This window comes from Sulfurimonas sp. NWX367 (assembly GCF_039667065.1).
Taxonomy (GTDB): Bacteria; Campylobacterota; Campylobacteria; order Campylobacterales; family Sulfurimonadaceae; genus Sulfurimonas; species Sulfurimonas hydrogeniphila.
Map to the genome: position 1 here is coordinate 477,651 of NZ_JALCZM010000002.1, position 19,667 is coordinate 497,317.

Sequence of the window (19,667 nt, forward strand, 5' to 3'; positions counted from 1 at the left end):
CTTTTAAACCTGATGCCATTAAGTGAAACAGCTTTTTCGGAACCGGTACTTCAGTGCCGGCTGAGAGCAGTAGGGCTGCAACAACAGTATTGATTTTAAAAATAGTATAAAAGGTGAAGTATGATACTTGCATTTGGTTTGTTTTTAGTGACATTGGTTTTTATCATCTGGCAGCCCAGAGGTTTGCAGATTGGGACAACGGCGGTTATTGGCGCTGTCGTCGCTCTAGTGCTGGGTATAGTGAGTTTTGATGATGTGCTCACAGTGATAGATATAGTCTGGGATGCGACACTCTCTTTTATAGGCATTATCATCCTTTCCATGGTACTGGATGAAATAGGCTTTTTTGAATGGGCAGCCATTAAAATGGCGCGTCTCAGCGGTGGAAACGGAAACAAAATGTTTGTCTATATTTTACTCTTAGGGGCAGTTGTGGCAGCTTTCTTTGCCAATGACGGAGCAGCTTTGATTTTGACACCGATTTTACTGGCAAAGATGAAATACCTGAAAATGAAGCCCTTGCCTATTTTTGCTTTTTTAATGGCAGGCGGTTTCATAGGCGATGCCGCATCAAATCCTCTGGTCATTTCAAACCTGACAAATATCGTAACAGTAGGCTACTTTGACATAGGTTTTGTGGAGTATGCCAAAAATATGTTCCTGCCAAATCTTTTGAGTATTTTTGCTTCCATTGCTGTTTTATGGATTTACTTTCGAAAGGATATTCCTTTACATGTAAACGTAGAAGCCTTGCCTGAAGCCTCTACAGTCATAAAAAGCTCTGTAATGTTTAAAATTTCATGGGCTTTTTTGGTACTTTTGATGTTGGGCTATTTTATAGGCGATAGATTTCACCTGCCCGTGTCTCTCTTTGCACTCGGCGGGGCTTTGGTGTTTTTGGCAATAGCAAACCATTACAAGGCCGTCAAACCGATTATGACAATCAAAGCGGCACCCTGGCAGATTGTATGGTTCAGTATCGGGCTGTATGTTGTGGTGTACGGCTTGAAAAATGCAGGATTAACGGACATCATTGCTTCATGGATAGCAATGCTCAACACACAGGGCACAACGGCAGCTGTCCTAGGTACGGGCTTTTTGTCGGCCGTTATCAGTTCTGTGATGAACAATATGCCGACAATTATGATAATGGACATCGCCATAGATAAAGTCGGCTATGCAGGCAATGAAGCTTTGGTATATGCCAATATACTCGGAGCAAATCTTGGACCGAAAATGACACCCATAGGCTCTCTCGCAACACTGCTCTGGTTACATGTACTCGCACAAAAAGGAGTAAAAATAGGCTGGGACGAATACATGAAAGTAGGACTTATAGTAACACCTCCTGTTTTATTTATCGCACTTTTGGGATTAATTTAAGTTTTTTAAGTTTTAAGCCGATATAATGAGTATGATATATTAATGCAAGGAAGTAATATGAAAAGAAGCGGTTTTACTCTTATAGAGTTAATTTTCGTAATTGTGATCATTGGTGTTTTGGCAGCAGTAGCTGTTCCGAAATTTAAAAACTTGAAACAGAGTGCAGAGTCAAATTCTGTTATAAAGAATGTAATTGATGGGGCGCAAAGTGCTGTAAGTACTGCTGTAAATATGCGAGATTTAGAAGGCAATACAACTTATGTATTAAGTGATATAGTTTCTCTTAAAGGAAAAGGTTGGAGATATACAACAACTCCTGCAGACGGAAATTATACATATACAGACCCTGTAGGTGGGAATGTGGTAGGTTCAATAGCTTTGGATAAAACAAATAACAAAGTTATATATGCAATAGATTGTACTCAATTTAATGATGCTAAAACACAAACTAAGTGTCAAAACGACATCAATGCTACATCAATAACTGAGAGTTTAGATTTTTAATTAAAACAAAAAGAAGGGCAATAGCTCTTCTTTTTTTTCTTTTATAAAGGGCTTGTTTGAAAAAAGCATTTACACTCATAGAGCTAATTTTTGTTATTGTAATCATCGGTGTTTTAGCCGCAGTTGCTATACCAAAATTTAGTCACCTCTCTTCAAATGCCAAAATCTCTTCTGAAATGGCAACGGCTGCGACGGTGCAGTCTGCACTCGATGATATTCATGCCGACTGGATAACCGCTGAGGGTACATTCAGCTGGGGAAACGGCAACAGTATTGACTGCAACAACGGGAGTGATGCTCTTTTTGACTGTGACAACGGTTACCCTAAAAAACTGGGTGAGTGTGCAGCAACAAATTCCCAGGCTTTTAAGTATCTGCTGAAAAATCCGGCAAGTGTGGATGCAAAATGGAGCTGCACTGCAAACAACGACTACCACGGACCGGCATCAAGCACAAACAGCGGTATTGGCGAAAACAGCAGTGACAAACCTGACAGTACAGACCATTGGGAATACAATGATGTCAACGGAACTTTTATACTTATAGAGGGGTAGAACTTTCTTATAAATTTGACATTTTGTGTATAATCCATAAAGCAAATCCCAGTATAAATGCACTTACAATTGCTATACCGATACTCCCTGTCTCTATATCCATTCTGACTCCTTTAGTTTGCCATATCGACCATATTCCACATTGGCAGAAAAATTCCAAGTGCAAGCATTAAAACAAATCCTGCAATTGCCCCGAGCAGTATAGGCTCTATCAGTGTAGCAATATTATCGACAATATAGCTGAATCTGTCTTTGTAAATTTTGACAACTTTTTGCAGCATTTTATCCAAACCGCCACCGGTTTCACCCGCTTTTATCATCTCAACAACCATATTTTCAAAAAGTTCTGTCTCTTCAAAACCCTGGTTCAGACTTTTCCCCTCTTCGATAGCACTCGCAATTCTGTCTACTTTTTGTTTGATGTAGACATTGTCTATAATTCCGGAGGCTATGCGCAGAGCTTCAAGCATGGGAATTCCTGCTTTGACAAGTACGCTGAACACATAGACAAAACGACTGATCATTGCAAAAAAAGTTGCTTTGCCGATAATGTAAATTTTAAGTATCAGTTTATCCAAAAACATATGAACTTTGTCGCTCTTTTTATACATGTAAGAAATAGTAAGCGCCAAAAATACAGCACCAGCAAGAATATAGGGACCATAGACACGTAAAGCATACTCCAGCCAGAGTAAAAACTTTGTCGGCAGAGGCAGTTCCATTTGTGAACTTTCAAAGATAGACTTAAATTGGGGAATAACAAAAATTGTCACAACACTAAATGCGATACCCATGGCTGTCACGATGACCAGCGGATAGCGTGTGGCTTTTTTGAATTTTTTTCGGTTGTCCAGAATGTCTTGGAGTATATCGGTGAGATGTGTGAGTGATTCGGCTATTTGGCCTGTCTCTTCACCAAGCTGAATCATGGCAACAGTGAGACTTCCAAGCTGCTCTTGAAACGGAAGCACGGAAGCATAAAAACCTTTTCCGCTCTCTATGTCGTTTAAAACCTTTTCAAATATGGCTTTGAGCGCTTTGTCCTCCTGGTGTTTTGTTACTTCGCTGAGTGTATAGTTGAGAGGAAGCCCTGCATCAAGCATAATTGCCATTTGATCGAGCAGTGCTATGAGCCTCTCCTGATCAACTTTTCCCTTGCCGACAGGATCGTTGTATTTTGCCAAAAGGTCTTGAAATGACTGTTCAAGCGGTTTTGAAGTCTCTTGAATTTTTACAAGAACGCCAAGTTCCATTTCAAAAAACTTCTCCATGGCTTCTATCTTGTTTTGTGCTTCGAGAACAACAGAGGAACGTTTTTTCCCAAATTTGTAATCAATTTTAAAATACTTCACCCTAATGTTCCTTGGTTACACGCAGTACTTCCGCAACAGTTGTTATTCCTTTGAGTACCTTGTTCATTCCGTCGTAAATCATCGGCTTGTATTTTCCCGCTTTTTCTGCATACTCTGCCAAAACTATTTTATTTGCATTTTCAGAGATAAGCTTTGCGGTATCTTCATCAAGAACAAAAACTTCTGAAATCATTGTTCTGTTGAAATACCCTGTAAAATCACATTTTGAGCACCCTTTCCCTTCATAAACAACAGCGTCAGGCTTGATATATTTTTCTACTTTTGGCAGTTGGGATTTTTGTATTTTTACCTCATGCTTGCAGTAGGGACAAATCTTTCTTACAAGACGCTGTCCTACAACACCGATAAGAGAATCTGAAATCAAGTAGGGTTTTAGCCCCATCTGTACCATTCTCGGGATTGCTCCCGGGGCATCGTTTGTGTGGAGTGTTGAGAGTACGAGATGTCCGGTAAGGGCAGCCTGGGATGCGGCATCAAGGGTTTCGCTGTCACGAATTTCACCGATGAGGATAATATCAGGATCCTGGCGTAAAAAAGATTTTATTGCTCTTGCAAAAGTGAGTCCTGTTTTTTCGTTTACCTGGATTTGCTGTACAAGAGGCAGTCTGTACTCAACAGGATCTTCTGCCGTCATAACCTTGTTGGAGATGCTTTTTATCTCATTGAGTGCCGCATACAGAGTGGTTGTTTTACCAGAACCCGTAGGTCCGGTAATGAGTAAAATGCCGTGAGGCGAGGTAATCAGGTCATTAAACGCTTCCAGGTTTTCATCTGCAAAGCCCAAATCTTCGAGTTTTAAAAGAACTTTTTCTCTGTCGAGGATTCTCATAACGATAGATTCGCCAAAGATAGTCGGCGTGGTAGAGAGTCTGAAGTCATAGGCTTTGTCAAAAAGGTTCAAAGAGAATCTTCCGTCCTGGGGAACCCGCTTTTCGGATATGTCTATATTGCCTAAAAGTTTGATGCGTGAAGAGATGGCATGGTAGATCTCCATATCAAAAATGAAGTTTTCAAACAAAACGCCGTCTATACGGGAGCGTACAATCATTCTGTCATTGTCTTCGGGTTCTATGTGGATATCACTGGCTCTTTTTGCAATAGCATCGCTGATGAGCAGTCGAATAAGCCGCATAACAGCGCTGTCTTCTCCCTCTTTTTTTAATCCCTCTGTCTGTAACTCTTTTTTTACTTCATCTATAAGGACTTTGGTTTTTTTAAGCGTCTCTATTCTTTTGAAAATAACATTAATGTCATCTTCATAGGCCAAAGAAATTTTCATCGGTTTGATGGATATGCTTCTTTCCAAATTCTCCAAAGCATCATAATTAAGCGGATCGCTGGTTGCCATATAGATAAAGTCCTCATCCTCTTTAAAAGGAATGGCATGGGCAACTTTTAGTAAATTTATCGGGTACCTTGCAACAATTTTTTCAAAATCAATTTTTTCGCCAAAAAGGTCGACAAAAGGAATTTTGAGTTGAGTTGCAAGCATTTTAAGCAGTTCTTTTTGTGAAATGTACCCCTCGTCAATAAAAATTTCACCGAGTTTTTTTGTAAAGTTAAGCTCTTTTTGTTTGGCAAGAGCAGACTCAAGCTGCTCTTGTGTGATATATCCTTTTTCAATCAGCAGGTCACCGAGTCTTATCTTTTTGTTTATCATTGAGTATGCTCCCATTGTTTTAACAGGCTTTGCGCTGCATCCGAATTTTCATACTGCAAATATATATGCAACAATTGCCTGGCTTTGGCATCCTGATGCAGTGCATAAAGAGATTTTGCATAAATTATCCAGGATTGTGCATCACTTTTGTTAAGCTGATTTGCTTTTTTTGCCCAAACTATCGCTTTTTTGTAGTTGCCTTCTTTGTAATAATTACGTGCTATGACAAGTGCTACGGCATAATTTGGAGTCTGTGCAAACCTTTTTTGAAGCTCCTGTGTATCAGCACTTTGCACTTTGATCATAGGGGGCACTGTCTTTTGTACATTTTTTTGTATTTGCAACGGCGGAACTGCTTTTTTAACTTTCTCTTTTTTTTCTGGCACTGTTTCTTGCTGCAGGGCATCATTATTTTGTGTCCGGATAACATAGTCCAGTTTTTTTCTTTGTGCCAGTTTTATATAGGGATCAAGGTCTTGCAAAGTGTCTGATTCATTACATACAAGGTGGATGTAAACAGAAGATTGCTGCAGTTTGCAATTGACAAAACCAAGAGTCTCGAGATGCTTTTTTTCTTTTTTGATTCTGTTTGTATAGCGTGGAGATGCTACCAAAAACTGCAAAGAGTATTTTTTTGCATCTGTTTGCACTTTTTTTGATACTTTTTTGACTTTTTCTCTTTGCACTTCTTTTTTGGGTGCTGTTTTTTTTACAGGATGCGCACTTGTAACAGCTTTGGGTTTTGCAGAAGTTTTTTTCTCAGGAAGAGTCGATACCTGCTCAAGCGCATAAAGATAAAGAAGCACAGCAGCGATAATTACAGAAACAGCGACCAGGGCATATTTCAGTTTTTTTTTCATTGCATATTTTTTACAGCGTTTTTGCAAGTCATCAAAATTATGCATTGATCAGTCCTCCGTCTATGGCAGCCATAGTCAGAATACATTTGTTAAATGCTTTGTAATGCTCTTTATCTTTTTTTTGTGCATAGTCAATGAGTAAAAAGGAGGTATAGAGAAGTTTTTTGAGTACGCGCATATTGCCGTTACTGAGTCTGTATATATCTTTTATATGTTTTTTTGTGATTTCATCGGCAAGCATAGAGGCATTTTTATTTTGCAGTTCTGTGTAAATATACTCTCTGCACTCCTGCATTGAAATATTTTGCAACTTGAGAACCTTGTGTGGTCTTGATGCAAACTGTGGCTCTTTGAGTATCTTTTGTGACTCATGCTCATGCATAGCGAGGATAAACCAGAATGCCTTGGAATCTGCCAGAATCCGAATGATTTCAATCATATCTTTAGAGAGCAGCTGTGCTTCATCGAGCACTACTATATAGTTTGAATTCTGGTATAAAGAGATGACCTGCTTGATGAGTTCTTCTAAGGAGTAGTTGGCAACTTCTGTCTGCGTTTTTTGAATTAGAATTTTTACGAAGTCTATAGGTTCCAAAAAAGGAATGTCAAATTTGATAATGTCATAAGTAAACTGCTCTTCGATGTAATTTAAAAAAGCACTTTTTCCTACGCCTGGTTCGCCCGTTAAAAAGAGGAGTTGTTTTGTATTGTTGTTTAAGATGCTCTCTATTGTATTTTTTATGTGAAGCACTTCACTGTTTTGATGATAATGTTCAGAACTGTTTTGTTCTTCAAAACACTGGGCAAGTTCTAAATAGTTCATTTGGCAAACCTACCCATTGGTTGTATTCTCAATGGTACTGTTTTTGTCAAAAGTTGATTGAAAAAACGGATCTTTTAAATCAATGTCTCTGAGTGTCGGCATAGCTTTTGTCGTTACAACATGGGGCTGTATGATAATAAACATCTCCGTTTTTTGTTTTATCTTCTCTTTATAGTTAAAGAGAGATCCAAAAAACGGGATATCTCCCAAAAGAGGTACTTTTACAGAAGAACCGCCTTTAGTGATGCTGACAAGCCCGCCAATGACTATTTTTTCATTGTTTTTTATACGTACAATAGAGGTCATCTGCTTTATTTTTGTATCAGGCGGAATCTCCCGTGTAGCACTTGAAGCGGTGTTCGTTGTGGAGGTGTTGTCAGCGAGTTTGGAAACCACAGGATTTATTTTCATAATGATTTCATTGTTTTCGCTGACTTCGGGAATAACATAAAGAGTAACACCTATAAAGGTCGAACCGACAGAAAAAGTGTTGGTTCCGGCCGCTGTGCCGCCTGTCGTTGTCACGGAACCTGTCTGGAATTTATAGGAGAGTTGCTCTCCTACATTGATAACAGCAGGCTGGTTGTTCATTGTGACAACTTTTGGGTTGGAGAGGACTTTGATGTCCCCGTATGTTTTTAAATATTTTAAAAACTTTGCTGTTGAAAAACTGTATGCCAGATTATAGGAAGGTTTGTTTAAAAGTGTGGCATCAACAGCTCCGGGGTCATTGCTTATACTCCCGCTTAAAGAGATGTCAAGTTTGCTCCAGTCGATGCCTGTTGAGGAGCTGTCATCATAGGTGAGTTCTATTATTTTTGCTTCTATAGCCACCTGTTTGTGCATTTTTTTCAGTAAAACATTAAGGTATCTGTCTACCTTTTCCAGGTTCTTTTTTGTTGTGGTGATGGTTAAAAGAGAAGCATCTTTGTTAATGAAAATTCGTACATTTTCTTTTGTATGAAACAGTTTTGAAATATTACTGTACAGATTGTCCCAATAAGTAAATTTTGATTTTGAGCTAATAGTGGTAAAATCATTGGAAGATGAAGTTCCTCTGTTTTGGCGTCCATTGTTGCCTCCGGCACCGCCGCCACCGCCAAATCCACCTCCACCGCCAGAAAGGCCACCTGCGCCTCCTCCTGTATTACCTGCCGCAATACCTGCTGCTCCTGTTGTAATGGACTTACTGCTTTCACTGCTTAACTCACTTAGATATATATAATCAACACTGAAGGTTTTTGTTCGCAAATACTGTACTTCCAGGGTATTTTTTGTAGGCTCATAGGTATAAAAAAGATTTGCCTCGTTAAACAGAAAGTCTAAAAACTGCTCAAAAGTATAGTTGTTAATATTGACATAATCCAGTTTTTTATGAAGCATTTTTTTGGATACGTCATCATTGAATACAATAGAGAGCTTACAGGTAGCACTTAATTCTTTTAAAATCGAAGCGACTTCTATAGCACTTTTTTGTTTTTGTTTGTAGGCACTGAGTGAGAAGAGCTGGTTTTCACAAACAGTGGATCCAAACAGGGTATGTGCGAGGAACAGTAAAAGTAGTATTTTCATTTTTCTTCTCTTTTTGCTTGTTTGATTTGGATAAGGTGGTTTTTTTGCAAATGCAGTATTTTTAGACGGCTGCGGTTTTGCAAAACAACGGATTGTTTATATATTTTCTTTATTTTATAGCTCTGGATTTTTTCACCGACAGTATAAAATCTGTTGTTGACAAAGGCACGGTTGTTGTAAATTGCACTGAGTACAAAAGAGTTGCTCTGCCTTTTGGTGGCATGGCGTGTATGCAGTATTTTCTGACTTTTGTAAAAAGGGTCATAGTTGACAATGGGCAGAGAGTTTGCATATAAAAAAGGAAAACACACAGAGGCTAAAATCACTTTTTTCATTTCTCAACTCCATAAAATTTTACTTCAAAAGAGAAAAGCGGTTGATTCGTTTCTTGCAAAAAAATGTGCAGGTTCTCAACTTTTATCAGCATGGTACTTTTTTCTACGCTGCGCAAAAAAGAGAGTTCATTTAAAAATCGTCCGCTGGCATTGACATCGATGACCTTTTTCAGTTTTAAATTCCCTATGTAGGGTTTGCTCTCATTGTGCAGAGTGATGGCTTGAATCAAGACACCTTTGTGCAAAGAATTATCTAAAAGTTTGTCCAAAAAGAGACTGATTGACTTTTTGGAAATAAACAGAAAACTTTTTGAATCCAGTTTATGCTGAAAATAATTCAACTGCTCTCTGTCTTGCTCAATTGCTGTTTTGTTTTTTACAATCTCTTTTTTTAAACGAACTGTTTTTGCCAAAAGCAGCCTAAGAGTCGGTTTGCTTAACTCTTTTTGCAGTGCCTCTGTCTTTTTTTGGTTGGCATCAAACTCATCCAGGGCAGAGGAAAGAAACAGAAAGTAAAAAAGAGCAAACAGTATAAAAGGAATAGCAATATATATGCCAGTTTTTTTTCTGGAATCTAAATTCTCTATCTCTTCAAATTTATCTCTTAGCATGCTACTCAACTTCTTTTACACTGATATAGATTTTACTTTTATAGACACCGTCTTCATAAGTAATATCTTTCGTCATAACATTTTTATATCCCAGTTCTATAAGATCATGCATAAACTTGGAAATGTTACCTCTTTTAGCGGATTGCGAGATGAGTTGAATCTCAAATCTTTTTTCATCTTTTTGAAATATAGAGGAGGCGCTCAAACGGTACTTCTTCAGTACTTTCAGAATGTCATTCATCATTTTTTGCCGTTTTATCCCAATTTGTCCTATCATAGGAATAACCCTGAAAGTCGTTTCGTATACAAATATTTTGTCTTCAAGCCCTTCTTTTTCTTTGAGCAGCCGATCATTTTTCTTTTTGATCTTTTTGAAACGAAGAGAGAGATCTTCTATCTTCTTTTTTCGCTCTTTTGCTTTGACTTCAAGGAGGGTAATTCTTTCCTGCTGTTGGTTGAGATAGTAGCTGACAAAGATGCCGATGCCTAAAAGAACAACAATTGTAATAAGTGTTTCTATAAGATATCGAAAGCCCGTATACTGCGATAGCGGTTTTTTTCTTTCAAGGTGTGTTAAATTAACCTGATGAAAATCTGCTCCCTGATGCAGCCCAAAGAGATACTCAAGCAAGACAGAAAGAGAAGGTGTTGCCTGCTGTATATGGTGTGTCAAAGGTTTTATAACAGGTTCAAAGCCATATTGAGAGAAAAAATCTCCTATGCCTTCGAGGGTGTGCCCTTCAAAATCTATGATAACTGTATCTATGCCGGTCAATCCGAAAAGACCGCGTTTATGGTTGATAGAGTAGACAATCTTTTCTATATCTTTTGAAAAGACTTCAATGACGGTATCTAAAATCAAGGTCTCTTCAAGCCCGTAGTTGTCACGGTTAAAGCCTTTTTCCTGTAAATATTCTTTGAGTTTTACAAGTTCCAGGCCTGTCCGTTTCGAGATAGCATTGAGTGAATTGATAACCCTGTGACCGATATACCTGCCGTTTTGGTATATCGCTCCGAAAGCTTCGTCGTCGCTGATGTAGATATACAAATCATTTGATTTTTTCTCTTCTTCTGTTTTATAAAGTGCTTCATATATCAAAAAACGGGGCAGGGCAAGGTCGACTACATCTATTTTATATGAAAAATTCGCAATATGGTGATTGAAATCATCAAGAGAAAGGGCAAAGGCTTCGATGAGATACTCATGGTCAAGCTCATACTTGATAAAATCAACAGCATACTCTTTTTGTACATCAAGTCCGCCCTCTTTGTACATTTTGAGTTCTGTTTTCATTGCGAGTTCATCATCGCTGATTGTATTTGCAATTTTAAAAGAAAAAGAGTGAATATATTTTAAGGGAACAACAACTGCAGTGAAAAGTTCAGGGTCCTTGTTCTTTGTATCAAAAACAGGTTTTTGTCCGTCATAAATAACAGTATGTTCATTATCAAGAAGAACTATTGCATTTTCAGCCAAAAACCAATCCTATTTTCTTTTATTATAACAAAATATGAATTAGGTTACCTTAAGTCACCGCTGAAATGGTCAATTGTAATGTTTTTTTCTTCGTTATTGTAACTTAATGTTATCACAATATCACTGGCCAATAATGAGTTTTGTGTTGTTTTGTTTCCGTCAGTTCCGTTGTGTACGCGTCCGAGTGTATCAAAACAGAGAATGTTCTCATTTGGAGTTACCGTAAATACAGCATGTACTTTATAATGTGTATCAATTGTTGTTCTGTCGGTGAAAAAATTCTCTTGAGCGATACATCCTATAGTATAATCCATACTTCCGGACGGATTCCTTTTGTCATAATTGAGTCCTTCATATCGGGTTGTATTGAGTTGGAGTTCTAAAAAATCACGATCGTTCTGAAGGTAATGCGGTTTAAAATAGTAAAATCCTGTTCCGGCTAAAACCCCTATGATGATTATGACAAAAATCAATTCTATTAATGTATAGGCCTTTGTTCTCATGGTCGTTGCAGGCTCCTTGTTACGATTCTGACGGGAGATATATAGTCTCCTATCTTATTATTGCTGCTGTTTGTCTGTACTGTGATGTTTATAAGAACATAGCCGTTTGACTCTTCTGTCTGAATTCTTTTTTTTATGTTGTTGCAGTTTGTCCCGGTTGCATTGTCATAGTCATCTGCATAAAGATAATATGTTGAAATATTTACATCTGCTGTAAATTTGCCGTCTGCCGAATCAAGGCTAAAGAGTGTCAGGCACTCGGTACTTCTGTCTGTCCCTTCAATTTTTAAAATTGTTGTCTCTAAAACACTTTGGGAAAAAATTTCTGCCTGCTCTTTTATATAGCTGTCGGCAAAATGTTTTGCAGAAATTGAAGTGTACTTGAGTGTCAGTACACTTGCTCCGGCTAAAAGAAGAATGATGAAAATGGCCATTAAAAGGTTAAATCCGCTGCGCATTAAAATACCACCTTCATTTTGGAAAAGTGCACCGGGTGGGCGCCGCGAATCTGTTTGTTGACATCCAAAAGAATGCGTATCGTGTAATCAACTTCACTGAAGTTGAAACCGTCTATATTCTGCATCAAAACAGAGATATTTCCCACTTTGGAGTTGCCCTGTTTGTCTGCACAAAATGTTTCCTGCTTCCACGGTCTGTAGTTTGAAAAAAGAAAAAGAGTACTGTTGACATCTTTGCTCTTTAAGCCAAGATCTGTGATACAGGTGGCATTTTGATCGATATCTTCTCCTCTGGCGATAGCATAAGCGCTCTCAACCAAAAAATATTTTTCATACAGAAATTGCGGGACAGGGTTGTCAAGAGAGATATTTTGATCACTTATTGTGATATCATAGGTGTCCTCTCTGTTGCTTTCATGCCAGCCGAAACTCGAAGCTATATTTGCACTGTCACTTTGTGAACGGTCAAAACTTCCTGCGAATATAAGAGCTGTTTTACTTGTATCTATGGCAGTGCCGTCTATATCGTATGAGGCGACTTTTGTACCGGTTTTTGTTGCCATATCAAAAAAGCCACTGTATCTTTTTTCAAGGTATAAGTCATTGGCTCTGCCTATCCACTCAAGTACAGGTTTGGAGCTTGTCAAATCGCCTATATACTCAAAACTGCCGTCATTGGGGTTGTATCCAATGGTACTGTAGACGATGCGCTGCGTTAAATAATTACTGATTTGGTTGACAACAATCTGAGACTCCAAAGAGAGGTTTGTAAGCTGTTTTGCTTTATACTCACGCACTAAAATTGCCTGCATCGCTTTAAATGAACCCGTAGCCAAAAAAGAAATAATGACAATGACAAATATCATTTCTATGAGGGTTGCCGCTCTTCTCATTGCCATACTCTTCTGTTTACTTTGATTTGCCCGATATTTTGGGCAATAAAAGGAATTTTTACAAAACTGTTGCCTAAAACATTTCCTTTTTTATTTGCCTGAACCGTGACTGTTATGAACTTTGTATTGGTAGTATCGGTGGCATTGGGAGGATAGACAATTGTGTACTGGGTTGCATTGAGCGTAATGTCATTTATATAGTTTTCCGTTACACTGAGGTTATAGTCACGTGAACTGCTGGAGTTTTTTGCATTGAGCGTGATAAAATCATCCATATCATCCAAATCATTGCTGTCAGACCCAAGTACAGAAGCATATTTTTTATGAAAACAGTTCCGAGAGCCTTTCATACCGCCTGCTCTGTAGCCTGATGTTTCATTACAGTCATAAACACTGTTGCCGCTGGTCACAAGAAGAATGTCATCAACTTTTGTATTTTCTTCATCCCATGCGGTGGATTTAATCAAGCCGACATAGGCTACGGCATTGAACATTGCTTCTTCTTTTAAGCTTGTTGTGGATGACTTGATGGAGAGCTGCAGAATTTTAGGCAATACAGAGAAAGCAATGGCGATGATAACCATAGAAAAGATAAGTTCTATCAGCGTAAATGCTTTTTTCATCGCAGCAGCCTGATTCCTCGAGAATTTTTGGAGACATTGACATCAAAAGAGACACCGTTGACATTCCCGCTGCTGACACCTGTTCCGCTGCTTTGTGTATTGAAATTGTATTTGATACAGGGGTGCTCACTGCAACTGCTGCCGACACTTTCGTTATAGTCACTGCCAAAATTTTCATGGACATACCAGATCCACGGACTGACATCCAAATGAATATAGTGAGTCAGTGTATTTTGATTTGGATTGTTGACAGTTATGCTAAAGGTGCCGTTTGTATCAAAACTGACTGTTGCGCTCATTCCGTCATCATCCGCCGATTTTTTCGTTGTAGTTCTTGAAACATTCAGAGCAAGGATGTCTCCGTTTGTATTTTCGTTTTGAGGGACATAGTGATACCAGTGACTCAACTCTTCTGTCAAATTCAAATCACTTACATAACTGTCTGCAAGGCTGTCATAGACCAGTACTTTTGCCTGCACGGTATCAGTTGTCTGAGAAGTTGCCAAATCCTGTGTATAGAGTCTTGCATAGTAAAATTTACTGCTGTTGTTTTCCGGAGTCAATCCTCTGTTTATGACACTGGAACTTGTTGTGTTTACCTCTGTGACCGTGATAGTACGAGGTTCTTTTGGAGCGTTGAAGACTCTGTAGACATTGAGGGCATACTCTATTTGTGTTGAGTCTCCGGAACTGAAGTTGCTGTCATTGACTGTAGCATTCAGGTTCATATTGCTTAAATTTTTATCATGTCCGGTTGTAACGGTATTGTTTATACGCTCAAAATAACTTGCATTCGCATCATCATTTGTTGTGTTGAGATCTATTTTTACACCGACATCTGTTGCAGCGCACAGAGCATCAAAGTTTTGTGTTGTCTGATTCTGTTCGTTTTGTGCCCGGACATTAAAGGCGATGCTGATGTTGGCATCATTGACATTCGCCATGTATCGCCAGTCCTGATCCGGATTGTTGCGCGTAAAGCTATAGTTTATGATGGAAAAATGATGTGGTGCAAATGAGACTGTTGTCGAATTTTGTTCTATCAGTCTTTGAATGTCATTTGTGTCATCTGCATCTATTTTTGCAAATTCATTGCCGTTTATCTCTTGTATAGTGATATTAAGTTCGCCGACTTCACTGTAGCTTGCATTGACATCATTTTTTTGTCCGTTGACAAAGGAAAAATTTTCCATCGTAAAGCTTCCAAGACTGCATGTGCTTTTTGTAATATTGGCGTCCACTTTAAAAGAACTGTTCCTTGTTTCATTATAGTCTGTGGAAGGATTGCCGTTTGCATCCAAAGCTTGAAAAGTGGTGTTGAAATCTGCGCCTGCAACCAGAGGTAAAGTTGTGACATTCAATGTGAAATTTACAGGGCGTACGGCATAATTATCACTTGAATAAGAGCTGTTTGTGTCCAAAGAGGTATTGTTTTGATCTCTTCCCTCTATGTAAACCTGAACACATTTTACAGCGCGGTCTATCGTCATATTGTCATAATAAGCACAGCCGCTTGCATTGGTATCGTTACATGTAGTGCTGGTTGCGTCATCACATTTTACGACATTGGCAAGAAGATTGCCGCCACAGTCTGTAGTGTTTCCGTCATCATAGTATTTGAGTGTGACTTTTGTAATGTCTGCCACGCTTGGAGCAGTCTGCGTCAGTGCATCTTTTGAGAGGATGTAAAGACCATAAGGCTTGTTGACTATTTGTGTAGTAAGGTTGTTATCCCAGTCATTTACCGCGTTACATGTAACGCCGCCAATAGAACTGACTGCATTAAAAAGCGTGGTTTTATTGTTGTTTTGATTGCCGCCACCACATTGAGGGACAGCTCTGCTGGTTCCATTATAGTTGTTGCCGCTGTTTTCATTGTTATAAAAAGCTTGAATGTCATTTTGGCTTAAAACACCATCAAATATTTTAAACTCATCCATAGATGCACCGATGGTGGTATTGCCATCATTATCCCCGTAAAAATCACTTGCACCTATACGATCCAGCTGTATATTTTCTAGGGCATTATTAATAGTATCCTCTTCATTACCGTTATAATAGATTGTAGTTTGTCCGTTTGCACTAATAAAATCAACTAAAGTCCAATCATTTGGTAAACTAAGATCTTTACATGTAGGCGTTCCGTTTTGTGCATCAACACACCAAGCCCACTTCCAAGCACTCCATGAGAAAAACCAAAATTTTGTTCTATAGTATTTAAAAAATATAAAACTATCAGATGCCCCATCCCTATCAGCAATATTGAAATATTTTTCTTCATAAGATGTGAACCCTGATTGGTAAGAATATATCTCATGATTATTTGTATCTAAAGGAAATTGAATCCAAGTAGCAACTGTGTATTTATTGGATAAAGGGATTACATTTTGTGGTACAATTTGTTTTGGAGCTATAAAATTACCACCGGTATAAATTTTCCCATCCGTAACATTGGCATCATTGAGAGCCGTTGCATTATAATCACTTCCAAGAGTTCCGTCGTTTTTTATTTCGTAAGTATTGCTGTCACTGTCCCAGCTACACTCATCCATACGGTAATCAATAATTGGTTTTGGATAAGCATCTGCTACAGATGTATAAGGGATGAGTATAAGCTCATCAAAAGAGATGTCATCAACTCCACTTTGTGTTGTAAAGTTACCGCTCTGTATGCGTACTTTGCTGATCCCGTTGATATTCTGTATGAGTGCCTGATCAAAATCAAATTTATCTGTTGAGGTGCTGTTGATATCCCACGATACAATCAAATTATTGTTCAAATCGAATACTTCAACTTTATTGATACCGTTTTCATGAATATCTCGCATTCTGGCAATAAAAATTCGAAAACCTATAAACGAGTTTGTTTCATTTATTGGGTAGTCAATAGATGTACCTGATGGTGCATCTGGATAGTAAGCGTATGAGGTATTGTCAATATCATAGTTATCATCATCGTCATTATTGTCGCCAAGATGCTGTTTTGTGAGAAAATTATAAGCGATTGTTGTTTGCTGAGAAATAAGTTTTAGCGCTGAAAAATTAAAATCATCAATATCTCTTACCTGCCCTGAACTACAGGCTAGTTCATTCCCCCGTCTATCATAACAACTCCCTCGTACAGCAATATCATGATAGCCGCTAACCAGACTGAGTGTCGTATCGAGTGATATGGCAGCACTTCCGCTTGCCCCTGTCCCCACAAGATTTCCATCAATATAAACACGAATAGCACTGTCAATTCCTACCGCATTTACAAGTTCTACTGCGGTAATATCACTGTTTTCACTCAAATAAAATTTTGTAGGATTGTTAAGGTAGTAGTCATATGTGTCTTCGGTGTCATTTGTGAGAGGTTCAGAAGGAATAAAGCTGCTCTCAACATTATCACCAGGATGCAAGTTTCCTGTTAGCTGAATATCTGCATAAAGAGAGATTGAAAAAAGAGATAAAAGTAATAAAATTTTTATAATAATTCTTTTTTGCTGCATTGCATCTTTTTCCTGAGATCAGTTTGTTTATTATAACTGTTATTTACATTAACTTTTCTTTAATGAACCCTCTGTTTTAGCGTTTTTGAACAGTGTTATCAAAAATGCGCTATTATTTGTGAACGTTTAAAGGACAGAAAACAAGATGATAACGGAATTTTTATTACATCATTTTTCTTATTGGATATTGTTCTTTTGGAGTATCCTCGAAGGAGAAATAGGGCTGACACTTGCCGGATTTTTAGCCAAAAAAGGAGTATTTTCTATTGAGAAAATTATTCTGATTGCTACTGCCGGCGCTTTGATCGGCGATATACTTCTTTATACAAGCGGTCGTTTTCTTATCAAAAAAAAAGATTTTCTACCTGTTCATTATAAGAAGCGGATAGAAAACATTGAACACTGGTTTCACAAGCATGGCATTTTAGTTATAATATTTGAGCGATTTATATACGGAACACACATTCCTTCACTGCTTTTTGTCGGTATGTCAGGATTTTCGTTTTGGAAGTTTTTCATTGCGGATATTATCGGTGTTTTCTTATGGTCGGTTGTATTTACATCGCTGGGCTATCTGTTTGGCGAAAGCATCATCGGCATAATGATTGTTTTGCAAAAACATTTGTCTGTACTGTTTCTGGTACTGTTTTTTGTTTTGATTATCTTTTTGCAAAATAAAGAGGAAAAGTAAAATGTTACAGTCAAAATCAGGCACTTATAAGGATCAAACATGAAAAAAGTCGTTATTTTAGGCGCAGGTTTTGCAGGCTTGCATATATTTTACAAAATTCGCCATCTTATCGGTAAAAAAATAGAAGTTACCGTTGTTGACTCAAGAAGCCACTCTCTTTTGAAGCCCTCTTTGCCCGAGGTCTCTTTTGAAGGCGCTCCTGTTTCACACTCTTTGATAGAACTGAAACACACCTTAGAGAACCGCGGAGCAAAGTTTGTACAAAATGAAGTTATAAATATTGATGCCCCAAAAAATGAGCTTACACTGAAAAATGGTGAAATGCTTGGTTATGATTACATATTTTTAGCACCGGGTGCTATAAAAGATTATGATGCGATTAAGGGTTTCAAAGAGTTTGGCTATTCGGTGTGTGACGAGCTGCAGGCGCAAAAACTTTGGAAAAAAGTACAAAGTTTTGAAGGCGGAAAAATAATAACGGGTGCTGCAAAAAGCAGTTGGGGAACACGCGTTGATGCACCGAAACTTTTGGCACCGTGTGAAGGACCAATAGGCGAAATAATGTTTATGCTTGACTTTTACCTCACACATGACAAAGGTTTGCAACGTACCAAAGATTATACGATTGAGGTTTTTACTCCTGGCGAGATATTTTTTGAAGATGTCGGCGATACGCCAAGAAATGCTGTTGGAAAAATTATGCAAGAAAGAGGCATAAAGCTTTCCAATAAAAAAGTCTTAACAGAAATAGCGAAAGATTATGTAGCATTTGAAGATGGCTCAAGAATGGCATGTGATTTAGCGATTGTCATTCCTCCCTACAGTGCTCCAAAAGTATTGATTGAATCAGGTCTGGGTGATGAAAAAGGTTTTATTCCTACAGATAAACAGATGCGCCATTTAGATTATGCGAACATTTTTGCAGCAGGTGACGCTACGGCGCTTGCACAGCCAAAACTTGGGCATGTTGCTATTATTCAGGGGGCTATTGCTGCGGCTGCTGTGATGAAGGAATTGGGAGAAGATATAGAAATACCTTCTTATGATTTGGAAATTTTTTGTATTATGAACATGGGCGGACATGATGCCACACTCATTGCTTCAAATGTACTTTACGGCGGCAACAGAGATATTGCTTTTCATTCACCGCTTGCAAAAATGATGAAATGGGGATTTGACAATTATCTCTACTATAACAAAGGGCATATGCCGCCGGATTTTGTTCTTGATGCAACAGACAGACTTGTGAAATTTTTATAAGGGGTATAATTGTACATGTGGAATATCTTAAGTTTTAATACATTCATTGCACAGGATATATTTATTTTCTTTTATTATATCTTTGCTTTGTTTGTGCCGGTGTTGGTATGGAAGATGCGTTTTTTTCTTATAAAAAGATTTTCTTTTTTGAAAGAGAGGGCTTTAGGCAAACAAAACAAACTTGTGCTTATTCTTTTTTTTGGTGTGATTTTTTTATGTATGGAGTTGTGCCTGCGAATACTGTTCGAAGGAATGATCGGCTATTTTGACATGCATGATTATCTTTATAAAATTTCTCAAAAAGTATGAAAAATTAATAAAATAAGGGTTATAATTGTTACATGTAAATAATAAACGGAGTATCAAAAATGGTAGATTTTTTAAAAAAAGCAATGGATTGGGTACTTGAAAAAGAGCTGGAAGCGGCAAAAAAATGCTATGTAAATCCTAAAGATGTTGAAAAACAGATAGAGATTTTAGAGGAAAAAAGAGCCGAACTTCGTAAGAAATTTGAAGAAGAAGATGCCGAATTCGGGCATATACTCAGTAAACTCTCATTCATCAAAGCAAATGCAATGAAGTGCGAAAAAAAGTAA

The 19,667-nt window shown here is 38.0% G+C and carries 20 protein-coding genes; 7 read left to right on the forward strand and 13 right to left on the reverse strand.

Annotated elements, in window-relative coordinates; genetic code table 11:
* Positions 1-120 precede the first annotated feature (120 nt).
* Genes MNY28_RS07070 through MNY28_RS07080 form a run of 3 tightly spaced genes read left to right on the forward strand, consistent with a single transcriptional unit; the run spans position 121 to position 2,441 of the window.
* On the forward strand, positions 121-1,383 hold the full coding sequence (locus MNY28_RS07070; protein WP_346389339.1) for an arsenic transporter: 1,263 nt from the start codon (positions 121-123) through the stop codon (positions 1,381-1,383).
* Positions 1,384-1,440: 57 nt separating this feature from the next.
* Positions 1,441-1,887, forward strand: a complete 447-nt coding sequence (locus MNY28_RS07075) for a type II secretion system protein (protein ID WP_346389340.1) — start codon at positions 1,441-1,443, stop codon at positions 1,885-1,887.
* Between the two features lie 56 nt (positions 1,888-1,943).
* The gene (locus MNY28_RS07080) at positions 1,944-2,441 is read left to right on the forward strand and encodes a type II secretion system protein (protein ID WP_346389341.1); all 498 of its coding nucleotides are present in this window, start codon (positions 1,944-1,946) and stop codon (positions 2,439-2,441) included.
* Between the two features lie 113 nt (positions 2,442-2,554).
* Here MNY28_RS07080 and MNY28_RS07085 read toward each other — a convergent pair whose 3' ends face one another.
* From MNY28_RS07085 to MNY28_RS07145, 13 genes are read right to left on the reverse strand one after another with little or no spacing between them, the layout of a single operon-like run.
* Positions 2,555-3,793: a type II secretion system F family protein gene (locus tag MNY28_RS07085; protein WP_346389342.1), complete on the reverse strand. Its 1,239-nt coding sequence runs from the start codon at positions 3,791-3,793 to the stop codon at positions 2,555-2,557.
* Position 3,794: 1 nt separating this feature from the next.
* Positions 3,795-5,474 (reverse strand): ATPase, T2SS/T4P/T4SS family, encoded by a 1,680-nt coding sequence (locus MNY28_RS07090; RefSeq protein WP_346389343.1) that lies wholly within the window; start codon positions 5,472-5,474, stop codon positions 3,795-3,797.
* The gene (locus tag MNY28_RS07095; protein WP_346389344.1) at positions 5,471-6,379 is read right to left on the reverse strand and encodes a CDC27 family protein; all 909 of its coding nucleotides are present in this window, start codon (positions 6,377-6,379) and stop codon (positions 5,471-5,473) included. The genes MNY28_RS07090 and MNY28_RS07095 overlap by 4 nt, the downstream gene beginning before the upstream one ends.
* Positions 6,372-7,157 carry an ATP-binding protein gene (locus MNY28_RS07100; protein ID WP_346389345.1) on the reverse strand — a complete coding sequence of 262 codons (786 nt, stop codon included), beginning with the start codon at positions 7,155-7,157 and terminating at the stop codon, positions 6,372-6,374. Before MNY28_RS07100 ends, MNY28_RS07095 begins: the two co-directional genes overlap by 8 nt.
* A 9-nt stretch (positions 7,158-7,166) precedes the next feature.
* Positions 7,167-8,729, reverse strand: coding sequence for a secretin N-terminal domain-containing protein (locus MNY28_RS07105; protein WP_151901011.1), 1,563 nt, complete (start codon positions 8,727-8,729; stop codon positions 7,167-7,169).
* Positions 8,726-9,064, reverse strand: a complete 339-nt coding sequence (locus MNY28_RS07110; protein ID WP_346389346.1) for a hypothetical protein — start codon at positions 9,062-9,064, stop codon at positions 8,726-8,728. The genes MNY28_RS07105 and MNY28_RS07110 overlap by 4 nt, the downstream gene beginning before the upstream one ends.
* Positions 9,061-9,675 carry a hypothetical protein gene (locus tag MNY28_RS07115; protein ID WP_346389347.1) on the reverse strand — a complete coding sequence of 205 codons (615 nt, stop codon included), beginning with the start codon at positions 9,673-9,675 and terminating at the stop codon, positions 9,061-9,063. Before MNY28_RS07115 ends, MNY28_RS07110 begins: the two co-directional genes overlap by 4 nt.
* A 1-nt stretch (position 9,676) precedes the next feature.
* Positions 9,677-11,152 (reverse strand): hypothetical protein, encoded by a 1,476-nt coding sequence (locus tag MNY28_RS07120; RefSeq protein ID WP_346389348.1) that lies wholly within the window; start codon positions 11,150-11,152, stop codon positions 9,677-9,679.
* A gap of 44 nt (positions 11,153-11,196) precedes the next feature.
* Positions 11,197-11,655 carry a prepilin-type N-terminal cleavage/methylation domain-containing protein gene (locus MNY28_RS07125; RefSeq protein ID WP_346389349.1) on the reverse strand — a complete coding sequence of 153 codons (459 nt, stop codon included), beginning with the start codon at positions 11,653-11,655 and terminating at the stop codon, positions 11,197-11,199.
* Positions 11,652-12,113, reverse strand: a complete 462-nt coding sequence (locus MNY28_RS07130; RefSeq protein WP_346389350.1) for a hypothetical protein — start codon at positions 12,111-12,113, stop codon at positions 11,652-11,654. Before MNY28_RS07130 ends, MNY28_RS07125 begins: the two co-directional genes overlap by 4 nt.
* The gene (locus tag MNY28_RS07135) at positions 12,113-13,012 is read right to left on the reverse strand and encodes a type II secretion system protein (RefSeq protein ID WP_346389351.1); all 900 of its coding nucleotides are present in this window, start codon (positions 13,010-13,012) and stop codon (positions 12,113-12,115) included. Before MNY28_RS07135 ends, MNY28_RS07130 begins: the two co-directional genes overlap by 1 nt.
* Positions 13,003-13,629, reverse strand: coding sequence for a type II secretion system protein (locus MNY28_RS07140; protein ID WP_346389352.1), 627 nt, complete (start codon positions 13,627-13,629; stop codon positions 13,003-13,005). The genes MNY28_RS07135 and MNY28_RS07140 overlap by 10 nt, the downstream gene beginning before the upstream one ends.
* A complete protein-coding gene (locus MNY28_RS07145; protein WP_346389353.1) occupies positions 13,626-17,120 on the reverse strand; it encodes a hypothetical protein in 3,495 nt (1,164 codons plus the stop codon). The genes MNY28_RS07140 and MNY28_RS07145 overlap by 4 nt, the downstream gene beginning before the upstream one ends.
* Before the next feature lie 145 nt (positions 17,121-17,265).
* Between MNY28_RS07145 and MNY28_RS07150 the strand changes: the two genes are divergently transcribed.
* From MNY28_RS07150 to MNY28_RS07165, 4 genes are read left to right on the forward strand one after another with little or no spacing between them, the layout of a single operon-like run.
* Positions 17,266-17,811, forward strand: a complete 546-nt coding sequence (locus MNY28_RS07150; RefSeq protein WP_346389354.1) for a DedA family protein — start codon at positions 17,266-17,268, stop codon at positions 17,809-17,811.
* A gap of 39 nt (positions 17,812-17,850) precedes the next feature.
* Complete coding sequence (locus MNY28_RS07155) at positions 17,851-19,071, forward strand: FAD-dependent oxidoreductase (protein WP_346389355.1); 1,221 nt, start codon at positions 17,851-17,853, stop codon at positions 19,069-19,071.
* A gap of 15 nt (positions 19,072-19,086) precedes the next feature.
* Positions 19,087-19,380, forward strand: a complete 294-nt coding sequence (locus tag MNY28_RS07160; RefSeq protein ID WP_151900999.1) for a DUF4282 domain-containing protein — start codon at positions 19,087-19,089, stop codon at positions 19,378-19,380.
* 59 nt (positions 19,381-19,439) lie between these two features.
* Entirely contained in the window at positions 19,440-19,667 is a 228-nt protein-coding gene (locus tag MNY28_RS07165; protein ID WP_346389356.1) for a hypothetical protein, read from the forward strand.

What these genes read in the sequence shown, in the direction of transcription:
- MNY28_RS07105 (WP_151901011.1), bottom strand. Translation starts at nt 8,729, where the DNA reads ATGAAAATACTACTTTTACTGTTCCTCGCACATACCCTGTTTGGATCC.
- MNY28_RS07110 (WP_346389346.1), bottom strand. Translation starts at nt 9,064, where the DNA reads ATGAAAAAAGTGATTTTAGCCTCTGTGTGTTTTCCTTTTTTATATGCA.
- MNY28_RS07075 (WP_346389340.1), top strand. Translation starts at nt 1,441, where the DNA reads ATGAAAAGAAGCGGTTTTACTCTTATAGAGTTAATTTTCGTAATTGTG.
- MNY28_RS07090 (WP_346389343.1), bottom strand. Translation starts at nt 5,474, where the DNA reads ATGATAAACAAAAAGATAAGACTCGGTGACCTGCTGATTGAAAAAGGA.
- MNY28_RS07100 (WP_346389345.1), bottom strand. Translation starts at nt 7,157, where the DNA reads ATGAACTATTTAGAACTTGCCCAGTGTTTTGAAGAACAAAACAGTTCT.
- MNY28_RS07145 (WP_346389353.1), bottom strand. Translation starts at nt 17,120, where the DNA reads ATGCAGCAAAAAAGAATTATTATAAAAATTTTATTACTTTTATCTCTT.
- MNY28_RS07140 (WP_346389352.1), bottom strand. Translation starts at nt 13,629, where the DNA reads ATGAAAAAAGCATTTACGCTGATAGAACTTATCTTTTCTATGGTTATC.
- MNY28_RS07130 (WP_346389350.1), bottom strand. Translation starts at nt 12,113, where the DNA reads ATGCGCAGCGGATTTAACCTTTTAATGGCCATTTTCATCATTCTTCTT.
- MNY28_RS07095 (WP_346389344.1), bottom strand. Translation starts at nt 6,379, where the DNA reads ATGCATAATTTTGATGACTTGCAAAAACGCTGTAAAAAATATGCAATG.
- MNY28_RS07155 (WP_346389355.1), top strand. Translation starts at nt 17,851, where the DNA reads ATGAAAAAAGTCGTTATTTTAGGCGCAGGTTTTGCAGGCTTGCATATA.
- MNY28_RS07135 (WP_346389351.1), bottom strand. Translation starts at nt 13,012, where the DNA reads ATGGCAATGAGAAGAGCGGCAACCCTCATAGAAATGATATTTGTCATT.
- MNY28_RS07115 (WP_346389347.1), bottom strand. Translation starts at nt 9,675, where the DNA reads ATGCTAAGAGATAAATTTGAAGAGATAGAGAATTTAGATTCCAGAAAA.
- MNY28_RS07165 (WP_346389356.1), top strand. Translation starts at nt 19,440, where the DNA reads ATGGTAGATTTTTTAAAAAAAGCAATGGATTGGGTACTTGAAAAAGAG.
- MNY28_RS07125 (WP_346389349.1), bottom strand. Translation starts at nt 11,655, where the DNA reads ATGAGAACAAAGGCCTATACATTAATAGAATTGATTTTTGTCATAATC.
- MNY28_RS07160 (WP_151900999.1), top strand. Translation starts at nt 19,087, where the DNA reads ATGTGGAATATCTTAAGTTTTAATACATTCATTGCACAGGATATATTT.
- MNY28_RS07150 (WP_346389354.1), top strand. Translation starts at nt 17,266, where the DNA reads ATGATAACGGAATTTTTATTACATCATTTTTCTTATTGGATATTGTTC.
- MNY28_RS07070 (WP_346389339.1), top strand. Translation starts at nt 121, where the DNA reads ATGATACTTGCATTTGGTTTGTTTTTAGTGACATTGGTTTTTATCATC.